Genomic DNA, 26,634 nt, shown 5'->3' with positions numbered 1-26,634 from the left:
TGCTCGCCGAACCAGTAAGCGCAAAAGACGGTCGTTGCTGCAAAGACAGCAAAGAACACGGCTACAAGAATTCCAATCTCCATGAGCTTGTACTCCTTTTTTCACAAGGCTAACGCGCAATGCTTGAAGAAGTTTCATTTGACGACGGACTGGCTGCCTACAACTTCGCCTATCTGGACGAACAGACCAAGCGGATGATCCGCCGGGCAATCCTTAAAGCCATCGCGATTCCGGGTTATCAGGTTCCCTTCGCTTCCCGTGAAATGCCCATGCCCTATGGCTGGGGCACGGGCGGTGTGCAATTGACTGCCTCCATTCTTGGCCCCGACGACGTGCTGAAGGTAATTGACCAGGGCGCCGATGACACGACCAATGCGGTTTCCATCCGCGCCTTCTTCCAGAAGGTGTCGAATGTTGCCGTCACGACCCGAACGAAGGATGCCACCATCATCCAGACGCGGCACCGCATTCCGGAAGAGGAACTGCATTCGGGCCAGGTGCTTGTCTATCAGGTTCCCATTCCCGAGCCGTTGCGTTTCCTCGAGCCGCGCGAGACCGAAACGCGCGTCATGCACGCGCTGGAGGAATATGGCCTGATGCACGTCAAGCTTTACGAGGACATTGCCCGCAACGGCCGCATCTCCACCACCTACGCCTATCCGGTGAAGGTGGCCGGGCGTTATGTGATGGATCCATCGCCAACCCCGAAATTCGACAACCCGAAAATGCACATGTCGGACGCGTTGCAGCTGTTCGGCGCCGGGCGCGAGAAGCGCATCTATGCCGTACCGCCCTACACCGACGTCGTCAGCCTCGATTTCGAGGATCATCCTTTTGAAATCCAGCGCTTCGACAAGCCCTGCGCGCTGTGCAGCGCAGAAAATGTCTATCTGGATGAAGTGGTGCTGGATGACAGAGGCGGACGGATGTTCGTCTGCTCCGATACCGATCATTGCGAGGACCGCCGCGCCCATGGCCACAAGGGCCATATGCTGGCGGATGTGAAGGAGGCCGCAGAATGAGCGACGCACCGCTTCTCAAAGTCCGTGACGTTTCAAAATATTACGGTGACCGAGCCGGTTGCCGCAATGTCTCTTTCGAACTTTATCCAGGTGAAGTTCTCGCCATAGTCGGCGAATCCGGTTCCGGCAAAACCACGCTCCTCAACTGCATTTCCACCCGGCTGATGCCAACGGCAGGCAGCGTGGAATATCGCATGCGCGACGGCTCTATGCGCGATCTCTACCATATGGGTGAGGCCGAACGGCGTTTCCTGATGCGCACCGACTGGGGCTTCGTGCATCAGAACCCGGCAGACGGGTTACGAATGGCGGTTTCGGCCGGTGCAAACGTCGGTGAGCGGCTGATGGCAGTTGGCAACCGGCATTACGGGAATATAAGGCAATCTGCCAGCGAATGGCTGGAGAGGGTGGAAATCGGCACCGACCGTATCGATGATCAGCCGCGCGCCTTCTCAGGCGGCATGCGCCAGCGTTTGCAAATCGCCCGCAATCTCGTCACCTCGCCGCGCCTGGTTTTCATGGATGAGCCAACGGGTGGTCTCGATGTGTCCGTGCAGGCGCGTCTGCTTGATCTTGTGCGTGGCCTCGTCAACGATCTCGGCCTCGCCGTCGTCGTCGTCACCCACGACCTCGCGGTAGCCCGGCTGCTGTCTCACCGCATGATGGTGATGAAGGGCGGCGACGTCATCGAGCACGGCCTGACCGACCGGGTGCTGGACGATCCGCGCGAGCCCTATACGCAATTGCTTGTTTCCTCCATCTTGCAGGTTTGACGCCATGCCGACGCCTCTCATCGTTTCGGAAGTCTTCAAAAGCTTCACCATGCATCTTCGCGACGGCATCGAACTGCCTGTCGTCCGCGATGTCAATTTCTCTGTCTGCAGCGGCGAATGCGTCGTGCTCGGCGGGCCCTCCGGCATCGGCAAGAGCTCGATCCTGAAGATGCTCTATGGCAACTATGCCATAGACAGCGGACAGATTCTGATCCGCCATGAGGGTGAAGTTGTCGACATCGGCAGCGCTTCCCCTCGCACGATCCTCGACATTCGCCATCGCACCATCGGTTATGTCAGCCAATTCCTCCGCACGGTACCCCGAGTCGCCGCCATAGACGTTGTTGCCGAACCGCTTCTGGCGCGCAGGATTGCCACTGAAGAGGCACGTGAGCAGGCGGCCGCTCTGCTTTCGAAACTTAACCTGCCGCGCGAATTGTGGTCGTTGCCGCCCGCCACTTTCTCAGGTGGTGAACAACAGCGCGTCAACATCGCCCGCGGCTTCATCACCGATCATGCGATCCTGCTGCTCGACGAGCCAACTGCTTCCCTTGATGCCACCAACCGGCGTGTCGTCGTTGAGATGATCAGGGAGAAAAAGGAAAAGGGCACGGCACTGCTCGGCATCTTTCATGATGAAGAAGTGCGGGAAGCCGTGGCCGACCGCATTCTCGACGTTTCGCAGTTTTCTCCGCGGAAGGCTGCAGCATGAGTGTGAAGGTCGGCCTTGAGCCCGTCATCCACGAAACCGCCCGCGTCACCAACAGCGCGATCGGCCGCTACACCGAAATTTCGGAGCGTTGCCGCATCGAGGAGGTCGAGATGGGCGACTATTCCTATGTCATGCAGGACGGCGCCATCTGGTGCGCGACCATCGGCAAATTCGTCAACATCGCTGCCTCCGTCCGCATCAATGCCACCAATCATCCCATGCAGCGGGCGACCTTGCATCATTTCACCTATCGCGCGCGCAATTACTGGGACGATGCGGAAGACGAGACCGATTTTTTTGCCGCTCGCCGCGCCAGACGCGTTGTGATCGGTCACGATGTTTGGATCGGCCACGGCGCCACCATCCTGCCTGGGGTTGCCGTTGGAAACGGCGCGGTGATCGGAGCAGGTGCTGTCGTCTCGAGGGACGTAGCGCCCTACACCATCGTGGGAGGTGTACCCGCAAGACTGATCCGGGAGCGTTTCCCCGCAGAACTGGGCCGGCAGATGGATGACCTCGGCTGGTGGGATTGGGATCACGGAAGACTGCGCGACGCGCTCGATGATTTTCGCAGCATGTCGGCCGAGGATTTCATCAGAAAATATCGCGGCTGAAACATTACAGACCTGATCGACCCCGGGAAGTTCCCGGGGTTTGCTTTTTCAGTTTGGTATCCCGAAGACGCGGCGGGCCGGTTCCCAGACATTCGCCGGCAAACATGCGGCCGCAACACATGAGCTCTTTGTAATATTTTCTTCATCAAACTGACATTCGCACTTCACGCACCGCTGTTACGCCGAACCCCGTCAAAAGAAGATTGGACGGGGAAATGAGCTTTCACCTGAAGCAAGTCACGCGCCGTTTCGGCAATCACACCGCGGTCGATTCCGTGAATGTCGAAATTCCGCAGGGCCAGATGGTCGGCGTGATTGGACGTTCGGGCGCCGGCAAGTCGACGCTGCTGCGCATGATCAACCGCCTCGTCGATCCGTCCTCGGGTTCCATTTATTTCAATGACACGGAAGTCTCGTCGCTGATGGGGGCTGCACTGCGCAACTGGCAGCGCGACTGCGCCATGATCTTCCAGCAATTCAATCTTGTTCCGCGCCTCGACGTGCTCACCAATGTCATGCTTGGGCGCCTCAACCACCGTTCCACGGCATTGAGCCTCTTTAACATCTTCACACATGAAGAGCGCCTGATGGCCATCGCCGCGCTGGAGCGGCTTGGCATCGAGCATGTGGCCATGCAGGCGGCCGGTACGCTTTCCGGCGGTCAGCAGCAGCGCGTCGCCATCGCCCGCGCCCTGATGCAGTCTCCGAAGATGGTCCTTGCCGACGAGCCGATCGCCTCTCTCGACCCGCTGAACGCCAAGATCGTGATGGACGCGCTGCGCGACATCAATGAGCGTGAAGGCATCACCGTCATTACCAACCTGCACACGCTGGATACCGCGCGCAACTATTGCGAACGCATCATCGGCATGTCTCAGGGCCGCGTCGTTTTCGACGGAACGCCCGCCGAACTGACGGCCGCAGCCGTTACCGAGATTTACGGAACCGATTCTCAGGGATCCGGCATCGACGAGACCATGACCTCGACCAGCATCAATATTCCCGGCGCGCAGCTTGCCGCGCGTCCGGTGCAGCAATCTGCCGGTCCCGAACCGCTCGCTCTCGCCGGGCTCTGAGGGAACCGCCCAGCATCGTTTGCGCCCGCGTCAAGGGCCGATGGTTCACAACAAACTCCGGCTTGCCGGGAAACAGGAGAAAGTCCATGTTGAAGAAAATCCTTCTTTCGGCAGTCGCCCTTGGCGTTCTGGCCGGTTCCGCCATGGCCCAGGACGTCAAGGTCCTGCGCATCGGTCTCGACGGTTCCGAAAACGAAGCGGACCAGATCCGCAACACGAAGTGCGTAGCCGATGGCCTGAAGGCCGCGACCGGCGTTTCCGAAGTTCAAATCTTCCCATCGCCGGACTATAACGGCGTCATCCAGGGTCTACTCGGCGGCACCATCGACATCGCCTCCATGGGCGCTTCTTCCTACGCCAAGATCGCCCTGGCCGATCCGAAGGCCGTTGATCCGATTCTGACCACCGCCGGCGCTGACGGCTCGACCGGTTATTACACGATCATGGTTGCCCGCAAGGACAGCGGCATCAAGACGCTGGCTGATGCCAAGGGCAAGAAGATCGGCTTCGCGGACCCCGATTCCACGTCCGGCTTCCTCGTTCCGAACGTCGCTATTCCGAAGGAAACCGGCGTTCCGGTCAAGGAATACTTCTCCGAAACCGGCTTTGGCGGCGGCCATGAGAACCTCGTTCTCGCCGTTCTCGACAAGAAGTTCGATGTCGGCACCACCTTTGGTTCGGGCGTGGGCAAGTGGGAAGAAGGCTACACGGCCGGCAACCTCTACCAGATGGTCAAGAAGGGCAACCTTGACATGGACGATATCGTCGAAGTCTGGAAGTCGCCACTGATCCCGAACGGCCCGCTGATGGTCACCAACAAGCTCGGCGACGCGATGAAGCAGAAGGTCGAAAACTTCTTCATGGAACTGCCGAAGAAGGACCTCGCCTGCTTCCAGGGCTTCACCCAGGGCAAGAACACCGCCTACATCAAGGTCGACCCGTCTTTCTACCAGACGATCATCGACGCCCGTAAGTCGGTTATCGGCGGCTGATCCTCAGATCATATCCGGAAGCGGCGGTGCCTTGCGGCGCCGCCGCTTTTGCAAATAAAGGAAAAGCGGCATGGCGACCACACTGCACCATGGTACCTTCTCGCCAGAAGGATTGAGCGCATCGTCCCAGACGGTCATGCGTCATTATCAACAGCAGCTTGCGACTCGGCGAATCTATACCGTCATTTCGCTCGTGATCTTTCTCGTCATCCTTGCCGCGTCCCTGAATTTCGCCAATGCGGCCAATTCAGGCAAATTTTTCGAGCGCCTGCCCTATTTCTTCGATTTCATGAAGACCTTCGTACCCGATAGTCCGCTGGAAATCTTCCGGGCCATGTTCGACCTGCCGTCGCCCTATGCGGACGGTTCGCTGAAATACAACTATGTCGCGGATCGCGTTTACATCACCAGCGGTTTCTACATCCCGCACTTCATCTACCAGCTGATCATCACGCTCAATATTGCGCTGGTCTCGACGATCATCGGCACGGGCTTCGCCTTCGTGCTCTGCTTCTTCGCCTCCACCAATCTCGTTGGCGCCGGCCTTGTGCGCTGGTTGGTGCGCCGGGTGATGGAAGTGCTGCGCGCCTTTCCTGAAATCGTCGTCGCCGGGCTTTTGACAGCCATTCTGTCGATCGGTCCGATCGCGGCGATCATCGCAATCTCGGTCCATACCATCGGTGCTCTCGGCAAGCTCTTCTTCGAAGTGGTGGAAAATGCCGACATGAAGCCGGATGAAGGCCTTCGCGCCGCCGGTGCCAACTGGCTGGAGCGGGTGCGTTTCGCCATCGTGCCGCAGGTGCTGCCAAATTTCGTTTCTTATGCGCTGTTGCGCGCCGAAATCAACGTGCGCGCCTCCACCATCATCGGCGCCGTGGGCGGCGGCGGCATCGGCGAAGTGTTCCGGCTCTCCATCGGCAATGATCATGCGTCGAAGACCTATGCCATCATCCTTCTGCTGCTGATCACCATCATCGCCGTCGATCAGTTTTCCGGCTGGCTGCGCCGCAGGCTGATCGGCCATCAATCCTTCGAATTCGGACGGGGAGCGGCCTGATGTCTTCCAGCTTCATTCTCAACACTGCCGAGCGCGAGAGGCTGACGGCTGCGCATCCTGAGGTATTCAACCGCAGTTTCATGCAGCGATATGGTCTGCTTGTCGGACTTCTTGCCGTCACCGCCTACCTCGTCGGCTGCTTTTTCCTCTTCAATGTTGGTCCGGCTTTCATGCAGGGCCGATGGGATCGCGCCTCCAGCTACATCCAGGACTGGTATTCCTGGCGCGCCCAACCGCGCCTCCGTTTCGAAGCCGGCAAGGTTGAACCGCAATGGTCGAGCCGCGGTCAATATCCGGTCGATGCGAAGATCGACTGGCTGCAACCCCTGCCCGATGGCGGTTACAGCGTTGTTTATGCGGGTTCGGACAACCGCCTCGATGTGACGCCAACCCGCGTGGATGTCTATGTCGACGGCAAGAACTATCCCGTCATGATCAACGACGACGGCGTTGTTGCACCACAGGGGCTGCCTGCCGAAATCCAGCAGGACGGCAAGAAGGTGCTGGTGCATTACGGCTTCGCCGGTCAGGCGGAAATCCGCACCAGTCAGGTTTATGTGCAGCGCCGTTTTCTTGGATGGGCGAACTTCCTGTTCGATACGAAATCGGAATTCTGGGGCAAGGGTTATGGCGAGCTTGCCGCTCTCGCTCTCTGGGGAGAGAGGCTCGATCCCGCGCGCTCCAATCTCAGCCATATGGTCGATGATTTTCTCGACAACAGTGTCTGGCAACACGCCGACATCCTGTCCAAGCTGATGCAAACGCTGGTCATGGCTTTCGTGGGTACGCTTTTCGGCACCGTCGTTGCCCTGCCGCTCGCCTTTATCGCCGCACGCAACATCACCGCGAACAGGGCGGCGAACTGGGGCATGAAGCGCCTTTTCGATTTTCTGCGCTCGATCGACATGCTCATCTGGGCACTGTTCTTCACCCGCAGCTTCGGCCCGGGACCGATCCCCGGCATTGCCGCGATCTTCTTCACCGATACCGGCGCGCTCGGAAAGGTCTATGCCGAGGCGCTGGAGAATGTCGACGACAAGCAGCGCGAGGGTGTCAAATCGGTCGGCGCCTCGCCGATTGCCGTCAATCGCTTCGGCGTGCTGCCGCAGGTTCTGCCTGTGTTTATTTCACAGTCACTCTATTTCTGGGAGAGCAACACCAGGTCCGCCACCATCATCGGTGCGGTGGGAGCCGGGGGTATCGGCCTGAAACTGCTGGAAGCGATGGGCACCAATGCCGACTGGGACAAGGTGGCCTATATGGTCCTGCTGATCCTCTTCGTCGTTTTCCTGTTCGACCACATTTCCAACTCGCTACGTTCGCGTCTGATCGGAAAAACGCAGCATTAAACCCGGCAAGGCGGGACTTCACGTGACGCCGCAAGCGTTCGTCATCCCGCCCCGCACATCAGGAGAAGCGACTGATCCTTTCTCCGTTCCGCGTCCGTAGGGCTAACTTATCCTCAAGCGCACCCTTAACCTCTATGAGGTTCCGGACGCGCTTTTTTCCATCTGCATCATCATTCTGTCACGGAAAGAGATTACTTCGCACTCCTGACCTTGCGGGAGGCGGGCGAGTCACGCCAAATAGCTTCTCATCCCTGGTTTTCCATGACACCGAAGAGTGCTTGCCGTGCGCTATGCCATCTATTTTTCTCCGGCTAAAGATCATCCTCTGACCGAAACGGCATCCCGCTGGCTTGGACGAAACGCGTTTTCCGGCAGACTGCATGATGACCATGCCGACTATGCGGAGATGACGGAAGAGCCCCGCCGTTATGGCTTCCACGCAACCCTGAAAGCGCCTTTCGAGCTGTCAGAGAAATACAGCGAAGCAGAGCTGCTGGCGGCCGTCGCGGACTTTGCTGCAAGCCAGCCGGCCTTTGACATTCCGCGTATCGTGGTTGGTGCACTTGGGCCATTCTTCGCCCTGGTGCCGGATCGCATTTACCAGCCGCTGCAAGACTTTGCAGCGGAGATCGTGGATCATTTCGACCGGTTCCGCGCCCCCCTGTCCGAAACAGATATTGCCCGCCGCCGGCCGCAGATGCTGACCGAAAGCCAGCGGGAAAATCTTTCGCTCTGGGGCTATCCGCATGTCATGGATGATTTCCGTTTTCACATGACGCTGACCGGCCGGATCGACGAAAGCGAACAGCCCGCCGTGCATGAGCTTCTCTCCGCACGATTTGCCGAATTCACCGACAAACCCCTCACCGTTTCCGGCCTCGCCCTGTTCATTGAAGAAACGCGCGGCGCCCCCTTCACCGTTCACAGCTGGCACCCGCTTGGCCAGCAGCCAAAGGAAGATGCGACACCATGACTGAGCACGCCCTTTCCAACGCCCGTATCGTTCTGGAAGACGATATTATTCTGGGCTCCGTTCTGATCCGCGACGGCAAGATCGCCGATATCAGCGAAGGCGCCTCCAAGACCGGAGAAGATCTTGAAGGCGATTTCCTGATTCCCGGCCTGGTGGAACTGCATACCGACCATCTCGAGCAGCATTATTCGCCGCGCCCCGGTGTCATCTGGGACAAGATTGCCGCCATTCAGGCCCATGACGCACAGGTGGCGGCCTCCGGCATCACCACCGTATTCGATTGCCTGCGACTTGGCTCGGATGAAGACGGTGGTTTCAAAAAAGGTGAAATGCGGGAAATGGCTGACGCCATCGAGGCGGCGGCGGATCAGAACCGCCTGCGCTCGGACCACCTGCTGCATCTGCGTTGTGAGGTCGCTTCCGCCGATGTGCTGGAGCATTTTGAAGATTTCGAAACCGATCCGCGCGTGCGGCTGATTTCGCTGATGGATCATTCCCCGGGCCAGCGCCAGTTCCAGTCGATGGACCAGTATATTTTCTATTATCAGAAGAAGCGCGGTCTGAGCGACGAGGCGTTCGCCGAATTCGTGCGGCGCAGGCAGGCGGCATCGGCGGAATATTCCGCCAAACATCGTGATTATCTGGCTGCCCGCTGCGCTGAGCGTGGAATCACCGTTGCGAGCCACGACGATGCAACCGAAGCGCATGTCGGCGAAGCAATTGGTCACGGCGTGAAGCTGGCGGAATTTCCCACCAGCGTCGAGGCGGCAAAAGCTTCGCACAGCGCCGGCATGAGTGTCTTGATGGGCGCCCCGAACATCGTTCGCGGCAAATCCCATTCCGGCAACATCGCCGCCCGCGATCTGGCCGAAATTGGTGTTCTGGATGTTCTCTCTTCCGACTACGTGCCCTTCAGCCTGCTCTTCGCGCCGTTCCTGCTTGCCGATCAGGTGGAAGCCATCACGCTGCCGGAAGCTCTGCGTATGGTCACCGCCACACCGGCGCGGACCGTTGGTCTTCACGACCGCGGCCGCATAGCCGGCGGTCTGCGGGCCGATCTGGTCCGGGTTCACCGCGAAGATGGCGTTCCCGTGGCACGTTCCGTCTGGCGTCTGGGCAAGCGCGTGGCATGACCGGCGACGGACAAGACAGCCGGCGCGAGGGATCGCCCGGAACCATGATCGTCATTGTCGGCCCCAGCGGGGCCGGCAAAGATACGCTGATGGATTATGCGTCAATGCAGCTGTCCGGCCGGCCGGGCTTTCACTTCACCCGCCGCGTCATTACCCGCAGTAGCGACGCGGGCGGTGAAAACCACGACGCAGTTTCCATGCAGGAATTCAACCGACTTGAGAGTGAAGGCGCTTTCGCAGTCTCCTGGCAGGCGCATGGGCTGAAATATGGCATTCCGGCCGCTGTCTATCGTCAGCTGGACGCCGGGGACGTGGTTATCGCCAACGGTTCCCGGTCGGCCCTGCCTCAGTTCGGTATTGCTTTTTCCCGCCTGAAGGTCGTGAATATCGTGGCGCGACCGGAGGTTCTGGCACGAAGGCTGGAACAGCGAGGACGGGAGAGCCGCGACGATATCCTGCGACGGCTGGAACGTAGTGCTCTCTGTGTCGACGGCGATTTTGACGTGATCACTGTGGACAACAGCGGCGCGATCGAAGATGCGGGAAAAACAATGATGGAGCTTCTGGAGCAAAGCGTCCGCAACCGTACATAAAATCCCCGGCCGCGCTGCTCGACAAACGGGTGCGCGAGGCTTACCATCAGGCGACAATTTCCAAACATGGTACGCCAAGGCTAGGGATGCCCGAAAAGAGGCTCAGCGACGAAATAACTGTGGTGGCCGGTCTGGCCGCTGGCGTCAGCAATTATGCGCGGGGGCGTGGCATCGATATCGCACCCATCTGCAAGGCTCTTGAGATCGATCCCGGCAATTTCGGAAGTCTCACAGAGCGCATCAGCCTCGATAGATTATGCCGTCTGCTGGAAACCTGCGCCCTGATATCCGGCGACGACGCTTTCGGATTGCAGTGCGCCTCCACTTTTCCCGCCGGCGCGTCCGGTGCTTTCGGATATGGCCTGATCAGCGCCCCGACGGTGCGGGCGTTTCTGCGCTTTCTTCAGGATCACGTCTATTATGCGACCAATAACAGCAATTTCACCATGGTTGCAGATGCGACCGGGGTGACGCTGTCATGGTCCTTTGCACCGGTGATTGTCAAGCGTGATCAATATGTCGATCTGTCCCTGGCAATCCTGATACAGCGGCTCCGCGATATTCTGGGAGAGCGCATCCATCAGATCGAGATTGGGATGGAGCGACAGAAACCCGATAATATTCAATTATTTAAAGAAAGAATGACGAAGCGGATCAGCTTTTCCCAACCGATCCATACCATGCGCCTTCCCCTATCTCTCCTTGAGGTGGCCAATCCGAACGCCGATGAACGCCTGTTCGAATTGATGAATTTGCAGTGCCGGATGCTTCGACCGGAGACATCGGCCGACGCGACGCATTTCATCGATCAGGTGAAGCGGTATATGCAGATGAGGCTTTCCGATGCGGAGCTTTCGCTCAGCGAGATTGCCCCCTATTTCAACCTTTCGGAACGCAGTTTTCAGCGGCGCCTTGCCGAACTCGGGACCAATCTCAACGAGATAAAAGATGCCATTCGCAAGAATGCCGGATTCAAGCTTCTAGTGGAAAGTGATCTTCCGGTCTCCGACATCAGTTACCGGCTTGGATATTCGACCCCAGGTGCATTTTCCCGCTCCGTTTCCCGCTGGTTCGGGGCAACACCTACGGATATTCGCCGGAAACACGCGCATCATTCCGCCGGATAATACATGGCTACAGCATCAATATTTCGGAACGAGGCATTAAAGTTGATGAATATATCAACAGTTGTCGCGATGTGTGCCGAAACATAACAATAAAATGAAAAACTTGGCGCGTCATGTTATTTTATCGGTGGAACACATCGATTATTAGAGCGCCGATCTCCTTCGGGTGTGACGAAAACATTCCAAAGCTTTGAAACTGCATTTTACGCCAGACAGATTGTCGTCGCTGGGCGTCGTTGTCGCAGGCCCTCAATGGCTGGAATAGAACGTCCGCATCGGATTTACAGGCTGCGAAAGCGGCCCCTTACCGCAAAACTCCTGAGGCCAGATGAAACCTATTGGCGAAATTGGCGTTTCTGTTCGCGTGTGGACGGAGCGGCCAACGAGCTGGTGTCGGAGAATGAACACTGCCTGCTCCTGCCCGGGAAGGGCAATCTTTTTTGAGGCTGAAAGAAATGTCTTCAAATACGCCGCATGAACATCGCCAGATGCATGAAGTCGTCCTCTCGGAGCGTGAGCGGCAATATCTGGGGCTGGTCGCGCGGGGCAAACATCCCTCACACGTCGCCGTGATAGTCGGCGCCGACGAGGCGGACGTCAAGGATACTCTGGAAAAGGTGCGCCACAGGCTGGGTGCGACCAATCTGCTGAATACCGTCAGTATTGCCCTGCTGCGCGGCCTGATCGAACAGGAGGCATAATCGCCACCTGCTCAACTCAAGCTTCCGCGACAAAGTCCTTTCCGGAAGCTGAAAACCGGATGAGCGGCTTTCTGCGTCAAAATCCTTCCATATCAATGGCGGGATCGGCGGACCAAATGGCGGCTGGACATGATGTCCGGTCCCATCGATGCAGATAAACGCAGCCATTTACGGTTTACCCGGCGGGTCACGGTCGACCCGCCGGGTTTTTAATGTCCGGTCAAAGCGATTGAATTTCGCCAAGAATATCGCTTTCGATCACGATACCGCTTTCCAACGCCTGTTTGCGGATACCTTGGCTGCGGCGACCGGGCAGGCGGACATTTTCCTGTTTTTCTATCTCCTGGGCGATGAGAGCCAGCCTTTCGGTAAAGGCAGAGCCGCCTGATGATACAGGGTCTATTGCGATAATGGTGTGTCCGAGCGAGGGGGGCGCACCCTTGTCGTCCAGAAGGGAGGAAGCCTCGAAGGCGAAGTTTCCGCCGGTAATTGCAGCGGCCATGATTTCCACCATCAGCGCCAGCGCTGCGCCCTTGGCTTCGCCCGCAGGAACCATGGTTCCTTCTATGGCCTCCTCCGGATCGGTGGTCGGTCGGCCATTTCTGTCAAGCGCCCAGTCGCCCGGAATCGTCTCCCCCTTCTGGCGCGCCGCCATGATTTTTCCGCGTGCGACCTTAGAGAGAGCCAGATCGATGACGAGTGGATCAGCGCCGCCAACGGGCGTGGCAAAGGCAATCGGGTTCGTACCATAAAGCGGCTTGCTGCCGCCCCAGGGTGCCATGGACGCAGGCGCATTGGCGAACATCAGCGCCACGAGACCCGTTTCGGCAATACGTTCGACAGTCAGCGCCATGACGCCGGCGTGATGGGAACGGTGGATGGCGGCGAGCGCGATCCCCTGCTGGCGCGCCATTTCAGGCAATTCCTCAAGCGCGAGATCGATCGCCGGATAGGCGTAACCATGATTGGCGTCGACCGAGAGGACGCCGGGCTTCACCCGTGTGGCCACCGGACGCGCCTTGCCATCGACCTTGCCTACACGGGCCTGACGCACGTAAACGGGTATACGGCGAAAACCATGACCACCCTGCCCGGCGGCCTCGGAGGCGACGAGCGCCTTTGCCACCGAGCGGGCGTTTTGCGGTAGGACGCCGTTGCGCTCAAAGATAGAGGATACGAGATCCTCCGCCTCTGCGATTGAGAATTTCATTCCGGAATGCCTCTGCTTGTGATGTCGTCAAGACCTACACCATCGAAAACATTCGCGAAATATCATTGAGGCCACACCGCGGCACAGGTCGGAAAAAATCGGTCCCGCCAGGGGAGCTGCTAGCGGATGCTGATCGGCAGCGTGATCGTCCTGTTTGCTTCCGGCGGCGGGGCGGGCACGGGCGACGCGCTCTGAATCCAGGCTGCGATCTGCTGATCCACGGACGAATCGCCGGTGGACTGAACAACGCTGACACCGCTGATGGCACCGGCATCATTGACGCGGAACCGCACCGTCGCAGTCATTGCATCGCTGCGGAGTGAACGTGGTTTGCGGCGCTGAATGTGCGAGCGGACTTTCGATCCCCATTTTGCCGGGGAGGCGGACGAGGAAGAAAAGAAGCCGGCATTGCTGCGCGATGCGGCCGTGCGGTCGGATTGCTGGGCTTCCACCTTCGCAGTTTCACGCAGTTCCGAGGCCTGCTGCGGTTTGGGGCGCTGGCGCTCGACCTTCTTTTTCTCTTCAGGCTCTTTCTTTTCCACCTTCTTTTCGACGGGCGGAGGCGGAGGCCGCATGACGGGCAAGGGGACCTCGACATTTTCAAGTTCCGCCATCATCTGCTCCTGAACGGGATCGACGGTCTCAACCGGCTCGGGAACTTCCTGCGGTTCGACGATCTCCTCGACCGGTGGCTCAGGCGGCTGCACCGGCTCCGGCGGCGGCGTTTCGGCAACCGGTTCAGGTGGTGGCGGGGTCTCTTCAGGAGCAGCTTCCTCAACCGGTTCGCTGCTGTCGCTCTTCACTTCCTCGGCGTCCTCGACATCCTGCGCCTGCGTCGTTTCTTCAGTTTGGACGGCTTCCGGTATCGCCGCCATTTCGATCATGATGGCGGCGGGGGGCGGCCCGCCGGCCTCGAGCTCGTCCGGCTCCTGCATCAGATAATAAGCGAACCCGGCATGGACGCTGAGCATCAGCAACGCCGCGGCGGACCACAGCGTCACCTCCCAAAGGCGGGAATGTCGGGCCTGTGGATAGCCGTTTTCACTCATGGCGTCGCGTCCTGCACCGCCGACGGGGCGGGCTGGCCAGCAGCCGGAGGCTGCGACACGGCAGCGGCATTTTCCAGCCCCACAAGGGCGATCTTCAGATAACCGGCATCTCTCAGCAGGTTCATGATTTCCATGAAGTGGCCGTAATCAACCGCCTTGTCTGCACGCAGGAAGATGCGGGTATCCTTCTTGCCACCCGTCTGGCGGTCGATGGCGGCCGCCAAGGCTTCGCGGGCGACCGCATCATTGCCCAGAGTAAGCGAGAGATCGTCCTTGACCGTAAGATACAGCGGCTCCTCCGGTCGCTCCGCGGGTTTTGCGGTGGATGCGGGAAGATCGACATTCACATCGACGGTGGCGAGCGGCGCGGCCACCATGAAGATGATGAGCAGAACCAGCATCACATCGATGAAGGGCGTGACATTGATCTCATGGTTTTCGGAGAGATCGTCACCGCTGTTTTCGCGAATTCCTCCAGCCATGTCCGATCACCGTCCAACCAGCGATACTGCGGGTTTGCTGGTGCTGCCCGGCGGAATGCGGCGGAAATCGAGGTCGCGGCTGACGAGGCGCTCCACGCCGGCTGCGGCATCCGCCAGCAGATGGCGGTATCCGGTGATCGAGCGCGCGAAGACGTTATAGATCACCACTGCGGGAATGGCGGCAACGAGGCCGATGGCGGTGGCCAGAAGCGCTTCGGCAATGCCGGGCGCGACGACGGCGAGATTGGTGGTCTGCGATTCCGAAATGCTGATGAAGGAGTTCATGATGCCCCAGACGGTGCCGAACAGGCCGACGAAGGGGGCGGTGGAACCGATCGTTGCCAGAACGCCCGTCCCGCGTGACATGCGGCGACCGGCATGGGTTTCGATACGCGACAGCGCCGAGGAGACACGTTCCTTGATACCGCCGCCATCGGTGTGTTCGACCACAGCATCGGAAAGCTGCATTTCATGAGTTGCCATGCGCAGCATGAGCGCCGCAGGTCCGCCCTTCTTCTCGACAGCCTCGGTAGCCTCGTTAAGAGTTTTCGCCTTGCGAATGACCCTCAGCGTTGCGCCGGCCCGAACACGCGCACCTGCAAGTTCAACCGACTTTGCAACCCACACCGTCCAGGTCACCAGCGAGGCGAAGGCCAGACCGATCATGACACCCTTCACGACCCAGTCCGCCGCCATGAACATGCCCCAGGGGGACAGGTTGTGTGGGATATCCGCGCGATGTTCGGCACTTGCCGGGTCGGCGCCGACGGGCTCTACCGGGGTTGAAACCTCGTTGGTCGGCGCGGCACCTTCGGGTGTCAGGGCGGGAGCGACTGAAGATTGTGCGGACTGTGCAGGCGCGGCTTCATTGTTTTGAGGTTGTGCAGGCGCCACGGCTGCCGGCTGTTCCTGTGCGGGCATGGAAGGCTGGTTCGGCTGAACGACCGGAGCGTCCGGCGCCGCCGGGGTTTGTGGGGACGGCTGTGCCGGCTGGACCGTTTCCGCTTGCGGTGCGGACTGAATCTGGGGTTCGGATGCCGTCTGAGCGAAAACCGCACCGGCGCTCAATCCAACCAGTAAGGTAACCGTCGTGGCAAGGGAAATGCGCCGTGTCCTGCTTGCCTTGTTGAGAGACGCGGAAGAAGTGGTGGTCGCAACTGACATGTTTTTTATCCCGGATTTCCGTCGATGAACCCATCCGCAGATTGACCGGTTTGAAACCGGGGTCATAACGGATGCCGTCGTAAAAGCTTGACGTTCCGATAATAAACCTGAGTTCTTTTGACAACTATTATATTGCCAAAAGACGACCCGTAAACTCTTCTTTACAAAAAATTGACCGATCTACCGTCTTCAGCTGCTCTGCGAAGGCGAAAACTGCGCAACGAGCGCGTGTCGGTCACCGGGATAGGTGACCGACACGCGGGTGATGTAATCCGTTCCGTGCCAGGTCCGGCGATCGATGACCAGACAGGCGGCTCCCGATCCGATACCCAGCGCGGCGGCATTTTTGCGGTCGGCCGAGACGGCGCTGATGCGATGTTCGGCAGCGCTCCAGGGCACCATCTTCAGCAGCCACGTTCCGGGGCCGATATGCGAAAAATCGGCAAACTCGGCCTCCGGTACAGCAGTGACATTGATGAGGCGCTCTTCCAGACAAAATGGGACACCGCCGGCAAAATGCGTGCAGGTGAGTTCCAGCACGGGCGCATCGGCCGCAAGCGCCATAGCCGCTCCATCGTCTTTACCCGCTGGCCGCAGACGCCGCTGATCGAGGCGATACCTGTAAACCAGCCCGAGTGCCTGCACCTCTCGTTCGATATCGTGGATTTCCAGCACGGCCGATTGCGCGTGGGGCTGACGGACGAAACTACCGAGACGCCGGCGTCTTTCGATAAGACCCCGCTGCACCAGTTCTCCCAAAGCCTTGTTCACCGTCATGCGCGAACAGGCATATTGGCGCGTCATTTCGTGTTCGAATGGGATACGATATCCCGGCGGCCATTCGCCTGACATGATGTGGCGCTCCACATCGTTGCGGATTCGCTCGTGCAGTGACTTTTCCTGAAGATCGGCGCCTGTGCCCCTCATCCCGATGCTTCTATCCTCCCCGTTCCATACCCTGCTATCCGTGAGCGGCGGCGGCGATCGCTTCGCTGCGGATTTCTTCCGTCAGCCTTGCACGCAGTTCGGAAAATTCCGGGCTGGCCTTGACGGTGTAGTGGCGCGGATGCGGCAGGTCGACCGGCGTGATCGATTTGATACGGCCCGGCCTCGCAGACATGGTCACCACGCGCGATGCCATGAAAACCGCCTCCTCAATATCGTGCGTGACGAAAATGACCGTCTTTTGCTCACGCTCCCATATGCCGAGCAACAATTCCTGCATCAGCCCGCGGGTCTGATTGTCGAGAGCGCCGAAAGGCTCGTCGAGCAGCAGGATTTTCGGGCCATTTGCCAGGGCGCGGGCAATGGCCGTTCTCTGCTGCATGCCGCCGGAGAGTTGTTTCGGCCAATGGTTTTCGAAACCACGCAGGCCGACCTTGTCGATATAGCTGTCAACGATCTCCCATTTTTCCTTCTCCGCAACGCCGCGTTCGCGCAGGCCGAAAGCGACGTTTTCACGGATCGTCAACCAAGGGAACAGCGTGTAGGACTGGAACACCATGCCGCGGTCCGCCCCCGGGCCAGTCACCGCCCTGCCTGACAACAGCACCTCGCCCGTTGTCGGACGGTCAAGCCCGGCGATGATGCGCAGCAGGGTCGATTTTCCGCATCCCGAAGGACCGAGGATGGTAACGAAATCATTGCGCGGGATTTCCAGATTGGTGGGCTGCAGGGCCAGCGTCGGCTGCCCGCCATGTACGCCTGGAAAGGTGCGGCTGACGCCCTTGATAACGAGTTCGCTCATCAGGCAAGCCTCCAGGCAAAAAGCTTCCGGTTCAGCGATTTGAACGCGAAATCAGAGATAAGGCCGATAACACCGATGACGATGATGCCAAAGATGATCTGGCCGGTCGCCATCAGCGCCTGGCTGTTGATGATCATGTAGCCGATACCGGAGGAGGCGCCGATCAGTTCCGCGACGATGACATAGGTCCAGGCCCAGCCGAGGACGAGACGGAGGATTTCGGCAATGTCGGGCGCATTGGCGGGAATGAGGACACGGCGCACCACGCCCCGATCCCGCGCGCCCAGCGTATAGGCGGCCTCCACCAGATCCCGCCGCGTGCCGGCGACGGCCACAGCCACCATCAGGATGATCTGGAAGACGGCGCCGATGAAGATCACCAGCAGCTTCTGCATCTCGCCGATGCCGGCCCAGAGAATGAGGAGCGGCACAAAGGCGGAAGCCGGAAGGTAACGCGCGAAGGAGACAAAAGGCTCAAGCAGCGCCTCGATGGGCTTATAAGCCCCCATGGCGATACCGAGGGGGACGGCGACTATGGAGGCCAGCACGAAACCGCCCACGACACGCCAGATCGTCATGCCGATATCGCTGGCAAAACCCTGATCCGTCAGCAGATAGATACCATCCTTCAGCATGGTGACGGGGTCGGCCAGAAAGGTCGGCGACACGAAACCGCCCAGCGTGGCAAAGCCCCAGGCAGAGAAAAAAAGCACGAAGAACAGGATGCCGAGCGCTATCCTCGTGCTGTTCTTTATGGGTTGAAGTGGTTGCATTCTGTCGCCTGTCCCGAACCGGCGCGGCACTTCGCCACACCATCAACATGTTCCCGCACTCAAGACGCGGGAACACTGTCGCGCTTCTTACTGGCTGCAATATCCGGAGAGGGAAATGCAGCTGGCTGTTTCCGTCACTTGATGAAGGACGTGTCCGCGAGGGTCGAAAGATCGGGCTTCGACTTGATTACGCCGATTTCGAGCAGCAGGTCAGCCGATTTTTCGGAAAAAGTCTTGAACTCGCCCTCGAAGAATTTCTGGTTGGCGGCCTTGTCCTGCCATTCGAGGAATTTTGCCGAAGCGGCAAAGGCCTCGCCGGACTGTTTCACATCCGCGCCCATCGTCGCATAGGATTTTTCGGGATCGGCCTTGATAAGATCAAGTGCCTGGAAATAGCTGTCCGCCAGAGCCTTGGCTGCCTGCGGATTTGCCTTCAGGAAGTCTGGCGTGCAGCCAAACGTGTCCATAACCGCGGGATAATCCAGTGTCGTGGCAAGAATCTTACCCTTGTCGGGAGCGGCGCGCACGGTAGAGAGATAGGGTTCATAGGTCATGGCTGCATCGTTCTGTCCGGCGACGAAAGCCTGCGCGGCCGGCCCCGGCTCAAGGTTGACGACCTTCACATCCTTCAGTGTCAGGCCGTTTTCCTTGAGGATCCAGGCGAGGAAGAAATAAGGAGAGGTGCCCGGTGCGGACGCGGCCACCGTCTTGCCCTTGAGGTCCGCGACCTTCGAGACATCGCTGCGCACCGCGATGCCATCGGCACCGTGCGATTTGTCCATCTGGAAAATCTGGGTGGATTTCACGCCATTGGCGTTCCAGGCGATCCAGGTTTCCACCGTGGTGGCGGCGCACTGGATGTCACCGGAAGCGAGAGCGAGATGGCGGCTGGCCTGCGGGATTTTCTTGATCTCGACCTTCAGGCCGTTCTTTTCGAAAATGCCGGCCTGTTTTGCAAGCGTCAGTGGTGCAAAACCCGTCCAGCCCGACATGCCTATCGTCACGGACGTTTCGGCATAGGCGGAAGCGGATGAGAAAAGTGCCGCCAGAGCGGCGAAAACCCAGGTTTTTTTCATGATCGGAACCCCTTTTGATTTATTTTTGTGCGACATTGTTTTTCGCTTTATTTGAGGCATCGTAGGCAGGCATTTTGTATTTGTCTAGACAAAACAGAAAGCGCACGCACATCCCTGGAATGATTGCAAATGCACGGCCAGCCATTCTAGACATAGAGAACGCGGCCGGCGAGCAGGCCCAACGATTTCCCGTATCGAGCTCTCCATGACCAGACAGAGACGTCGTAATATCATCAAGGCCAGAAGGACCGGCACGGGTATCGCGCTGGTTGCCGCCATTTCCTTCATCGCGGGCATGACGGATGCGGTTGGACTGCATATTTCCGGCGACTTCGTATCCTTCATGACCGGCAATACCACGCGCGCCGCGGTTTCAGCGGAAGCGGGCATCTATTCCCACGCCGTGAAACTCCTTGTCGCGATCATTGCCTTTGTGGCGGGCAACGCGGGCGGGATCGTGGTGGCCCACAAGTTCGAGCGGCGTATATTTGCAGTCCTCATGGCGGTCGGATCGCTTGTGGCCATTTCGGCACTGCTTCGTGGCGAGAGCTCGGGCCTCGTGCAATTTTACCTCGTGGTCTTCGCCATGGGCATGGTCAACGCGGCCGTCGAGCATATCGAGGGACTGCCGATCGGCCTTACCTATGTGACGGGTGCCCTTTCCCGTTTCGGCCGAGGCATCGGCCGCTTTCTTCTCGGTGACCGGAGCTTTGATTGGGGCATCCAGATCGTGCCGTGGCTGGGCATGCTGAGCGGTGCGATATGCGGTGCCGTTCTCGGGGCCAAGATGCAGTCGGATGCTCTCTGGGTCGTGGCGGTCGCTGTCTTCGTTGTCGCCATCGCCACACTCATCATTCCGCGCTCACTCCGACAGCGCTATAATCAGAGGGTGAAAATCCGGCGGATTACGCCGTAGCAACCGTTGCGCTCACTTTCGCGAGATCGTGACGAATTTTGTCCCGCGCACCCGCACTGTCATCAGGCAGGGCTCCTTATCAGTACGCTCGCAATAACGCGGATGCATCTTCAGCACGAAGACCATGTTACCAAAACGCTTGATGAAGTCATAACCGTAGATGCGGGCCGTCGCGATCATCAGGTAGCCGCCTTCTTTCACCTGCACGTAAAAATTATAGGGGCATCCCTCGTCATCACAGGCGCGGCCTTTTTCGCCGTCGCAATCCAGAACCCCGTGATTGACGATGGCATCCATCAACCCGTCATTGTTGATATCCAGCCGTGTGACAAAATCGTCGCCGAATGCTGCCACCTTGCACTCGTTGCGGAAATGATCCTTCTCGTAAATCTCCGGATCGCTCACCAGCTGCTGCTGCGCCGAGAGCGCCACCGGGAACATCAAGAGAACCAGCGCCTGAAGAGCGGCAACGAGAGCGATTCGCACGGCATTTTCCTTTGCATCCGTTTGGGTTATGGATGTTGCGATCATCCGGGCGGCCAGCCTAGAGTTTAGTGCTTGCGCGACACTGACGTGTTCGCCGCCCGTGTTCCGGGGGGAACCTTTTCATGACACTTCTGGGTTTTCTCGACTATGCCGGCGTGGCAGTGTTTGCCGCAACCGGTGCGCTTGCCGCTTCGCGCAAGCAGCTCGACCTGATCGGCTTCCTGTTTTTTGCGGCGGCCACCGGTATCGGCGGTGGCACGGTGCGTGATCTCGTGCTCGGCAGAACGCCGGTGTTCTGGGTCATCAACCCCACCTATATTCTCGTCTGCGTCTCGGTGGCGGTGCTGCTGTTCTTCACGGCACATCTGTTCGAATCCCGTTACCGGGTATTGATCTGGCTCGATGCGCTCGGCCTTTCTGCTTATTGCGTCATGGGAGCGGCCAAGGGCCTCGCAGCAAGCGGTTCGGCAACTGTCGCCATTGTCACCGGCGTTCTGACGGCAACATTTGGTGGGGTTTTGCGCGATATTCTCGCCGGTGAGCCCTCCGTGCTCTTGCGGCCGGAAATCTACATCACCTGCGCGCTTCTGGGCTCTTCCACCTTCATTGTCGTCTATTTCTTCGGCGCGCCGCTTTATGCCGCTTCGGCAGCGGGCGTGCTGATGGCCTTTGGGATCCGGTCCGGCGCGCTGATCTTCGGCTGGACTTTCCCGCCCTATAAAGGCAAGCCCGGCAGACGCCCGGAAGATGTCATGAAGTGACCCATGGAACGACGCTGAAAACAGAAATGGCGCCCGCGGGCGCCATTTGCACATCCATTGTCGAACCGAAGAAGTTCAGCCGCGCTTGCGGCGGAGGCGGATCACCACATCCACATGGGCGATTTCCATGCCCTCAGGCGCTTCCGGCAGATTGCCGATCTGGAGATTGTTGACAGGTATATCGAGAACCTCGTTCTCGCCTTCTACGAAGAAGTGATGGTGATCCGACACGTTGGTGTCAAAATAGGTACGGGCACCTTCCACGGCGAGAACCCGGATGAGACCGGCCTCGGTGAACTGATGCAGTGTGTTGTAGACCGTGGCGAGAGAAACGGGCACGCCAGCTGTCACAGCCTCATCATGCAGTTCCTCGACGGTGAGGTGGCGGTCACCTTTCGCGAAGAGAAGATCGCCCAAAGCCACGCGCTGGCGCGTGGGCCTCAGCCCAGAGCGCCGCAGCCTCGTTCCGATATCCAATGTGGCGTCAAATGCCATGCAATCCCATTCCAAACAGAGGTATGCCACCCGTCAATTGCAATAGCATATATCTTTTGCAGGGAATGCTTTCAATAGTTTCAGCGCCGCCGAGTGTCGCAAATGGCCGCAAACCGGCCATTCCTGCAAATTTCCTCTGGTTCCGGCCGGATGGTTCCTGTATGCGGACGGCATATTGAGGTAATGACTTCTGCAAAGAAGGTTCGAAGACAAAGAATGGGGGCGGAACCGCCTCTGCCCTTGCAGCGCTTCATTTTGAACCTAACTTGCTCTAGTGAAGTCGATCAACACCAGTAATTGGGGAAGTGAAAGCGGTATGGCAACGAGGCAATCAAGTTACAATTACGAGGAGATCCTGTCCTGCGGTCGCGGCGAATTGTTCGGCCCGGGAAATGCACAGCTCCCATTGCCCCCCATGCTCATGGTTCACCGCATCACCGAAATTTCAGAAACCGGTGGCGCGTTCGACAAGGGTTTCATCCGTGCCGAATATGATGTCAGCCCCGATGACTGGTATTTTCCCTGCCATTTCCAGGGCAACCCGATCATGCCGGGGTGCCTCGGCCTTGACGGCATGTGGCAGCTGACCGGCTTCTTCCTCGGCTGGCTGGGCGAAGAAGGCCGCGGCATGGCGCTTTCCACCGGCGAAGTGAAGTTCAAGGGCATGGTGCGCCCTCACACCAAGCTCCTTCAATATGGTATTGATTTCAAGCGCGTGATGCGTGGCCGTCTGGTGCTTGGAACTGCTGACGGCTGGCTGAAGGCGGACGGCGAAACCATTTATCAGGCGACAGACCTGCGGGTCGGCCTGTCCAAGGAAAAGGCTGCCTGAGGCAGACGGAATAGTTCAGACAAACGCCGGGCGGCTTCGGTTGTCCAGCCGAAATCTTAAGAAAAGGTCCCTTTCATGAGACGAGTTGTTGTCACCGGCCTCGGTATTGTTTCTTCCATCGGCGGTGATGCCGCTGAAGTCACCGCGTCGCTGCGCAATGCCAAATCCGGCATTTCTTTTTCGCCGGATTTTGCCGAACACGGTTTCAAGTGCCAGGTCTGGGGCAAGCCTTCTCTCGACCCCACCGATCTGGTCGACCGCCGCGCCATGCGCTTCCTGTCGCAGGGCGGCGCGTGGAACCATGTTGCCATGAAGCAGGCAATCGCCGATTCCGGTCTGGAAGAGAGCGATATCAGCGGCAATGAGCGCACCGGCATCATCATGGGCTCGGGCGGTCCTTCCACCCGCACCATCGTCGAAGCTGCCGATATTACGCTGAAGAACAACAGCCCGAAGCGCATCGGTCCGTTTGCCGTGCCGAAGGCGATGTCCTCCACCGCTTCGGCCACGCTCGCGACCTGGTTCAAGATCCACGGCGTCAACTACTCCATCTCTTCGGCCTGCTCCACCTCGGCGCACTGCATCGGCAACGCCGCCGAGATGATCCAGTGGGGCAAGCAGGACGTGATGTTCGCTGGCGGCCACGAGGACCTCGACTGGTCGATGTCGAACCTTTTCGACGCCATGGGCGCCATGTCGTCCAAATATAACGAGACCCCCGACGTCGCCTCGCGCGCCTATGACGTCAACCGCGACGGCTTCGTCATCGCCGGCGGTGCGGGCGTTCTGGTTCTCGAAGAGCTGGAACACGCAAAGGCACGCGGTGCCAAGATTTATGCCGAAATCGTCGGTTATGGCGCGACCTCTGACGGTTACGACATGGTTGCCCCTTCAGGCGAAGGCGCGATCCGCTGCATGCGGCAGGCTCTTTCCACCGTCAAGGGCGACATTGACTACATCAATACCCACGGCACCTCGACGCCGGTTGGCGACAGCAAGGAAATCGGCGCGATCCGCGAAGTCTTCGGCGACAATATCCCGCACATCCAGTCGACAAAATCTCTCACTGGCCATTCGCTTGGCGCGGCCGGGGTGCAGGAATCGATCTACGGCCTCTTGATGATGCAGGAACGTTTCATCGGCGAGAGTGCGCATATTTCCGAACTCGATCCGGAATTTGCGGGCGTTCCGATCGTTCGCAGCCGCATCGACAATGCCAAGATCGACACCATCCTATCCAATTCCTTCGGCTTCGGCGGTACCAACGCCACGCTCGTCTTCCAGCGTCATAACGGATAATTGCCCATGAACGGCATCATGCAGGGTAAACGCGGCCTCATCATGGGCGTCGCTAACAATCACTCCATCGCCTGGGGTATCTCTAAGGCACTTGCGGCACAGGGCGCGGAACTGGCCTTCACCTATCAGGGTGAAGCGCTCGGCAAGCGTGTCAAACCGCTCGCCGCGGAACTTGGCTCCGACTTCATCGTGCCTTGCGATGTCGAAGATATCGCTTCTGTGGACGCGCTGTTTCAGACGATTCGCGAAAAATGGGGCGCGCTGGATTTTGTCGTGCATGCCATCGGCTTCTCCGACAAGAACGAGCTGAAGGGCCTTTACGCGGATACGACGCGCGAGAATTTCAGCCGCACCATGGTCATTTCCTGTTTCTCCTTCACGGAAATCGCCAAGCGCGCCGCCGAGCTGATGACGAATGGTGGCTCCATGCTGACACTGACTTATAACGGTTCGCAGCGCGTCATTCCCAACTATAACGTCATGGGCGTTGCCAAGGCGGCGCTCGAGGCTTCCGTGCGTTATCTCGCTGCAGATTTCGGCCCTCGGGACATTCGCGTCAACGCCATCTCGGCCGGTCCCGTCCGCACGCTTGCGGGTGCGGGCATTTCCGACGCGCGCGCCATTTACGCATGGAACCAGAAGAACGCGCCGCTGAGACGGACGGCGGATATCGACGATATCGGCGGGTCTGCGCTCTACCTTCTGTCCAACCTCTCGCGCGGCGTGACGGGTGAGTGCCATTACGTAGACTGCGGCTATAATATCACCTCGACACCCACGCTCGAGGTACTGTCCAAAGCGGACGCGGAATAATCACCGTCCCTCGTTTATTAAAGCCCGGCCCCGTGCCGGGCTTTTTTCATTTGGCGTCTGTGTCATTTTCATAAATCACTAAAGTATAAATCACCGAGGTAACTGATTTTAAACATCGGTTGATTATGGTCCGCAACAATTCAACGGTTGCGCTTGCCGCATATGCTTAGAGATCGACACTGCCTCATGCGACTGGCCAAACTGAAGCCATTGCTGGAAAAATTCGGAGTTTCGCGCGACGGGACCGCAGCCATCGAATTCGCGATCCTCGCCATCCCTTATTTCCTGGTTGTTTTCGCAATCATCGAAACCTTCATCGCCATGATCGCGGAGCAGGTGGTCGTCAATGCCACCGAAAGCATGGCCCGGCGGCTGAGGACGGGGCAGATCAGCAGTTCGATTTCGAAAGAAGATTTCCGAAAGAACTTCTGCAACGAAGTCTCGGTGATAATCACCTGCTCGGCGGATGAGATCAAGACGGAACAGAAGCTCTATATCGATCTTCGCTCCTTCACCACCTTCAAGGATATCCCCACCGCCATACCTTTGAAGGCCTTCGGAGAATATTACGATCTTGATACGGCGCAATTCGGCTTCAAGCCGGGTGGGCCGGAAACGATCAACATGCTGCGTGTCTATTATCGCTGGCGGGTGACGGCCGATATCATTCGCCCCTATCTTACAAAAATTCGCCCGGCCGATGGATCGATGCCTTCTCACTTCCTGATCGTCGCGACCGACGCTTTCATGAATGAAAAATACACGACAAGCGGGGGCTCCTGATGGCAGGTCTGATTGCCGCCGTGACGCACGGCAGGCTGCGTTTCATTGCGCTTGCTTCACGCTTCGCAAGAGATCGCCGCGGTGTTGGCGCGGTGGAATTCGCGATCATTTTCCCGATATTGCTCGCACTTTATGTGACGTCCTTCGAACTCACCATCGGCTACAATACCTACAAGCGGGCAAGCAGCGCCGCCGCGACGATCAACGACCTGATTTCGAAAACGGGTTCTGTAGACAAGACCTATCTTGCAGGCATGGGGGATGTAGCATCCGCAGTCTTCGCGCCCTATAGCACGAAGGGTCTCCGCCTGAAGATCAGCGGTATCAAAATCGATGCCCAGAAGCAGGCGAAAATCACCTGGTCCTGGGATGAGAAGAACCAGCGGCCCTATGCGGTCGGCTCTGCGGTGGTGGTGCCGACCCGCCTGCTGATTGCTGACAGCTTCCTCATCCATGTCGAACTTTCTGTCCCGCATGAACTGTTGATGTTCATGACCGACATCTCCTCCTCTGGCGTCAAGTCGATCACCATCGGCCGCGATTATTTCTTCAAGCAGCGCGATGCGGAGACAGTCTGCAGCAATTGCTGAATGCACCGTTGCATCTGGATCCCCTCGCGCTGACGA

30 protein-coding genes are annotated in these 26,634 nt (G+C 58.6%); 20 read left to right on the top strand and 10 right to left on the bottom strand.

Annotated elements, in window-relative coordinates:
• Nucleotides 1-119 precede the first annotated feature (119 nt).
• The 13 genes from QE453_RS09830 to QE453_RS09770 all read left to right on the top strand — a co-directional run bounded on the left by QE453_RS09830 (nucleotide 120) and on the right by QE453_RS09770 (nucleotide 12,122).
• Nucleotides 120-1,022, top strand: a complete 903-nt coding sequence (locus QE453_RS09830; RefSeq protein WP_174150576.1) for an alpha-D-ribose 1-methylphosphonate 5-phosphate C-P-lyase PhnJ — start codon at nucleotides 120-122, stop codon at nucleotides 1,020-1,022.
• Nucleotides 1,019-1,795, top strand: a complete 777-nt coding sequence (gene phnK / locus QE453_RS09825) for a phosphonate C-P lyase system protein PhnK (protein WP_004439249.1) — start codon at nucleotides 1,019-1,021, stop codon at nucleotides 1,793-1,795. Before QE453_RS09830 ends, phnK begins: the two co-directional genes overlap by 4 nt.
• Before the next feature lie 4 nt (nucleotides 1,796-1,799).
• Nucleotides 1,800-2,507, top strand: coding sequence for a phosphonate C-P lyase system protein PhnL (phnL, locus tag QE453_RS09820; RefSeq protein ID WP_004439247.1), 708 nt, complete (start codon nucleotides 1,800-1,802; stop codon nucleotides 2,505-2,507).
• Nucleotides 2,504-3,121, top strand: a complete 618-nt coding sequence (locus tag QE453_RS09815; protein ID WP_022555397.1) for a DapH/DapD/GlmU-related protein — start codon at nucleotides 2,504-2,506, stop codon at nucleotides 3,119-3,121. The genes phnL and QE453_RS09815 overlap by 4 nt, the downstream gene beginning before the upstream one ends.
• A 215-nt stretch (nucleotides 3,122-3,336) precedes the next feature.
• Nucleotides 3,337-4,197, top strand: coding sequence for a phosphonate ABC transporter ATP-binding protein (phnC, locus tag QE453_RS09810; RefSeq protein ID WP_174150575.1), 861 nt, complete (start codon nucleotides 3,337-3,339; stop codon nucleotides 4,195-4,197).
• Nucleotides 4,198-4,283: 86 nt separating this feature from the next.
• The gene (phnD, locus tag QE453_RS09805) at nucleotides 4,284-5,189 is read left to right on the top strand and encodes a phosphonate ABC transporter substrate-binding protein (RefSeq protein WP_004439243.1); all 906 of its coding nucleotides are present in this window, start codon (nucleotides 4,284-4,286) and stop codon (nucleotides 5,187-5,189) included.
• A 70-nt stretch (nucleotides 5,190-5,259) separates the two neighbouring features.
• The gene (gene phnE / locus QE453_RS09800) at nucleotides 5,260-6,246 is read left to right on the top strand and encodes a phosphonate ABC transporter, permease protein PhnE (RefSeq protein WP_022555396.1); all 987 of its coding nucleotides are present in this window, start codon (nucleotides 5,260-5,262) and stop codon (nucleotides 6,244-6,246) included.
• Nucleotides 6,246-7,595: a phosphonate ABC transporter, permease protein PhnE gene (phnE, locus tag QE453_RS09795; protein WP_022555395.1), complete on the top strand. Its 1,350-nt coding sequence runs from the start codon at nucleotides 6,246-6,248 to the stop codon at nucleotides 7,593-7,595. The genes phnE (QE453_RS09800) and phnE (QE453_RS09795) overlap by 1 nt, the downstream gene beginning before the upstream one ends.
• A gap of 274 nt (nucleotides 7,596-7,869) precedes the next feature.
• Nucleotides 7,870-8,568, top strand: a complete 699-nt coding sequence (locus QE453_RS09790) for a DUF1045 domain-containing protein (protein WP_161794455.1) — start codon at nucleotides 7,870-7,872, stop codon at nucleotides 8,566-8,568.
• A complete protein-coding gene (locus tag QE453_RS09785) occupies nucleotides 8,565-9,701 on the top strand; it encodes an alpha-D-ribose 1-methylphosphonate 5-triphosphate diphosphatase (protein ID WP_004439239.1) in 1,137 nt (378 codons plus the stop codon). The genes QE453_RS09790 and QE453_RS09785 overlap by 4 nt, the downstream gene beginning before the upstream one ends.
• Entirely contained in the window at nucleotides 9,698-10,294 is a 597-nt protein-coding gene (gene phnN / locus QE453_RS09780; RefSeq protein WP_022555393.1) for a phosphonate metabolism protein/1,5-bisphosphokinase (PRPP-forming) PhnN, read from the top strand. Before QE453_RS09785 ends, phnN begins: the two co-directional genes overlap by 4 nt.
• 86 nt (nucleotides 10,295-10,380) lie before the next feature.
• Nucleotides 10,381-11,421 carry an AraC family transcriptional regulator gene (locus QE453_RS09775; RefSeq protein WP_022555392.1) on the top strand — a complete coding sequence of 347 codons (1,041 nt, stop codon included), beginning with the start codon at nucleotides 10,381-10,383 and terminating at the stop codon, nucleotides 11,419-11,421.
• A gap of 455 nt (nucleotides 11,422-11,876) precedes the next feature.
• Nucleotides 11,877-12,122, top strand: coding sequence for a LuxR C-terminal-related transcriptional regulator (locus QE453_RS09770; protein ID WP_037089505.1), 246 nt, complete (start codon nucleotides 11,877-11,879; stop codon nucleotides 12,120-12,122).
• 220 nt (nucleotides 12,123-12,342) lie between these two features.
• Here QE453_RS09770 and QE453_RS09765 read toward each other — a convergent pair whose 3' ends face one another.
• From QE453_RS09765 to QE453_RS09730, 8 genes are all read right to left on the bottom strand, one after another.
• Nucleotides 12,343-13,332: an Ldh family oxidoreductase gene (locus QE453_RS09765; RefSeq protein ID WP_022555390.1), complete on the bottom strand. Its 990-nt coding sequence runs from the start codon at nucleotides 13,330-13,332 to the stop codon at nucleotides 12,343-12,345.
• Between the two features lie 119 nt (nucleotides 13,333-13,451).
• Nucleotides 13,452-14,381 (bottom strand): TonB family protein, encoded by a 930-nt coding sequence (locus QE453_RS09760; RefSeq protein ID WP_022555389.1) that lies wholly within the window; start codon nucleotides 14,379-14,381, stop codon nucleotides 13,452-13,454.
• The gene (exbD, locus tag QE453_RS09755; protein WP_004439234.1) at nucleotides 14,378-14,863 is read right to left on the bottom strand and encodes a TonB system transport protein ExbD; all 486 of its coding nucleotides are present in this window, start codon (nucleotides 14,861-14,863) and stop codon (nucleotides 14,378-14,380) included. Before exbD ends, QE453_RS09760 begins: the two co-directional genes overlap by 4 nt.
• Before the next feature lie 6 nt (nucleotides 14,864-14,869).
• A complete protein-coding gene (gene exbB / locus QE453_RS09750) occupies nucleotides 14,870-16,027 on the bottom strand; it encodes a tonB-system energizer ExbB (RefSeq protein ID WP_309776974.1) in 1,158 nt (385 codons plus the stop codon).
• 189 nt (nucleotides 16,028-16,216) lie between these two features.
• Nucleotides 16,217-16,954, bottom strand: coding sequence for a histidine utilization repressor (gene hutC / locus QE453_RS09745; RefSeq protein ID WP_184285127.1), 738 nt, complete (start codon nucleotides 16,952-16,954; stop codon nucleotides 16,217-16,219).
• A 34-nt stretch (nucleotides 16,955-16,988) separates the two neighbouring features.
• Nucleotides 16,989-17,774: an ABC transporter ATP-binding protein gene (locus QE453_RS09740; protein ID WP_004439229.1), complete on the bottom strand. Its 786-nt coding sequence runs from the start codon at nucleotides 17,772-17,774 to the stop codon at nucleotides 16,989-16,991.
• Complete coding sequence (locus QE453_RS09735) at nucleotides 17,774-18,547, bottom strand: ABC transporter permease (RefSeq protein WP_004439228.1); 774 nt, start codon at nucleotides 18,545-18,547, stop codon at nucleotides 17,774-17,776. Before QE453_RS09735 ends, QE453_RS09740 begins: the two co-directional genes overlap by 1 nt.
• Nucleotides 18,548-18,681: 134 nt before the next feature.
• Nucleotides 18,682-19,623, bottom strand: coding sequence for an ABC transporter substrate-binding protein (locus QE453_RS09730; RefSeq protein WP_309776973.1), 942 nt, complete (start codon nucleotides 19,621-19,623; stop codon nucleotides 18,682-18,684).
• Nucleotides 19,624-19,828: 205 nt separating this feature from the next.
• Here QE453_RS09730 and QE453_RS09725 point away from each other — a divergent pair, with 205 nt between their 5' ends.
• Nucleotides 19,829-20,539, top strand: coding sequence for a YoaK family protein (locus tag QE453_RS09725; RefSeq protein WP_112766038.1), 711 nt, complete (start codon nucleotides 19,829-19,831; stop codon nucleotides 20,537-20,539).
• A gap of 12 nt (nucleotides 20,540-20,551) precedes the next feature.
• Here the strand turns inward: QE453_RS09725 and QE453_RS09720 are convergent, their stop codons facing one another.
• Nucleotides 20,552-21,070, bottom strand: coding sequence for a hypothetical protein (locus tag QE453_RS09720; protein ID WP_004439222.1), 519 nt, complete (start codon nucleotides 21,068-21,070; stop codon nucleotides 20,552-20,554).
• A gap of 77 nt (nucleotides 21,071-21,147) precedes the next feature.
• On the opposite strand from QE453_RS09720, the gene QE453_RS09715 reads away from it, so the two are divergent.
• Nucleotides 21,148-21,786, top strand: a complete 639-nt coding sequence (locus tag QE453_RS09715; protein WP_004439220.1) for a trimeric intracellular cation channel family protein — start codon at nucleotides 21,148-21,150, stop codon at nucleotides 21,784-21,786.
• A gap of 75 nt (nucleotides 21,787-21,861) precedes the next feature.
• Here QE453_RS09715 and irrA read toward each other — a convergent pair whose 3' ends face one another.
• Nucleotides 21,862-22,281, bottom strand: a complete 420-nt coding sequence (irrA, locus tag QE453_RS09710; protein WP_003493135.1) for an iron response transcriptional regulator IrrA — start codon at nucleotides 22,279-22,281, stop codon at nucleotides 21,862-21,864.
• A gap of 316 nt (nucleotides 22,282-22,597) precedes the next feature.
• Here irrA and fabA point away from each other — a divergent pair, with 316 nt between their 5' ends.
• The 5 genes from fabA (at nucleotide 22,598) to QE453_RS09685 (ending at nucleotide 26,598) form a co-directional block, all read left to right on the top strand.
• The gene (gene fabA / locus QE453_RS09705; protein WP_003507274.1) at nucleotides 22,598-23,113 is read left to right on the top strand and encodes a 3-hydroxyacyl-[acyl-carrier-protein] dehydratase FabA; all 516 of its coding nucleotides are present in this window, start codon (nucleotides 22,598-22,600) and stop codon (nucleotides 23,111-23,113) included.
• A 75-nt stretch (nucleotides 23,114-23,188) separates the two neighbouring features.
• Nucleotides 23,189-24,412, top strand: a complete 1,224-nt coding sequence (fabB, locus tag QE453_RS09700) for a beta-ketoacyl-ACP synthase I (RefSeq protein WP_309776972.1) — start codon at nucleotides 23,189-23,191, stop codon at nucleotides 24,410-24,412.
• Between the two features lie 6 nt (nucleotides 24,413-24,418).
• Complete coding sequence (fabI, locus tag QE453_RS09695) at nucleotides 24,419-25,225, top strand: enoyl-ACP reductase FabI (protein ID WP_022555382.1); 807 nt, start codon at nucleotides 24,419-24,421, stop codon at nucleotides 25,223-25,225.
• Nucleotides 25,226-25,411: 186 nt separating this feature from the next.
• Complete coding sequence (locus QE453_RS09690) at nucleotides 25,412-26,008, top strand: TadE/TadG family type IV pilus assembly protein (protein ID WP_004439213.1); 597 nt, start codon at nucleotides 25,412-25,414, stop codon at nucleotides 26,006-26,008.
• Entirely contained in the window at nucleotides 26,005-26,598 is a 594-nt protein-coding gene (locus QE453_RS09685; protein WP_107339878.1) for a TadE/TadG family type IV pilus assembly protein, read from the top strand. The genes QE453_RS09690 and QE453_RS09685 overlap by 4 nt, the downstream gene beginning before the upstream one ends.
• Nucleotides 26,599-26,634: the final 36 nt, after the last annotated feature.

The sequence above is a fragment of the Agrobacterium sp. SORGH_AS_0440 genome, from assembly GCF_031453135.1.
In the GTDB taxonomy this organism is placed as follows: Bacteria; Pseudomonadota; Alphaproteobacteria; order Rhizobiales; family Rhizobiaceae; genus Agrobacterium; species Agrobacterium pusense.
Note: the sequence above shows the minus strand (reverse complement) of the source record. Positions and strands in the feature narration are given on the sequence as shown.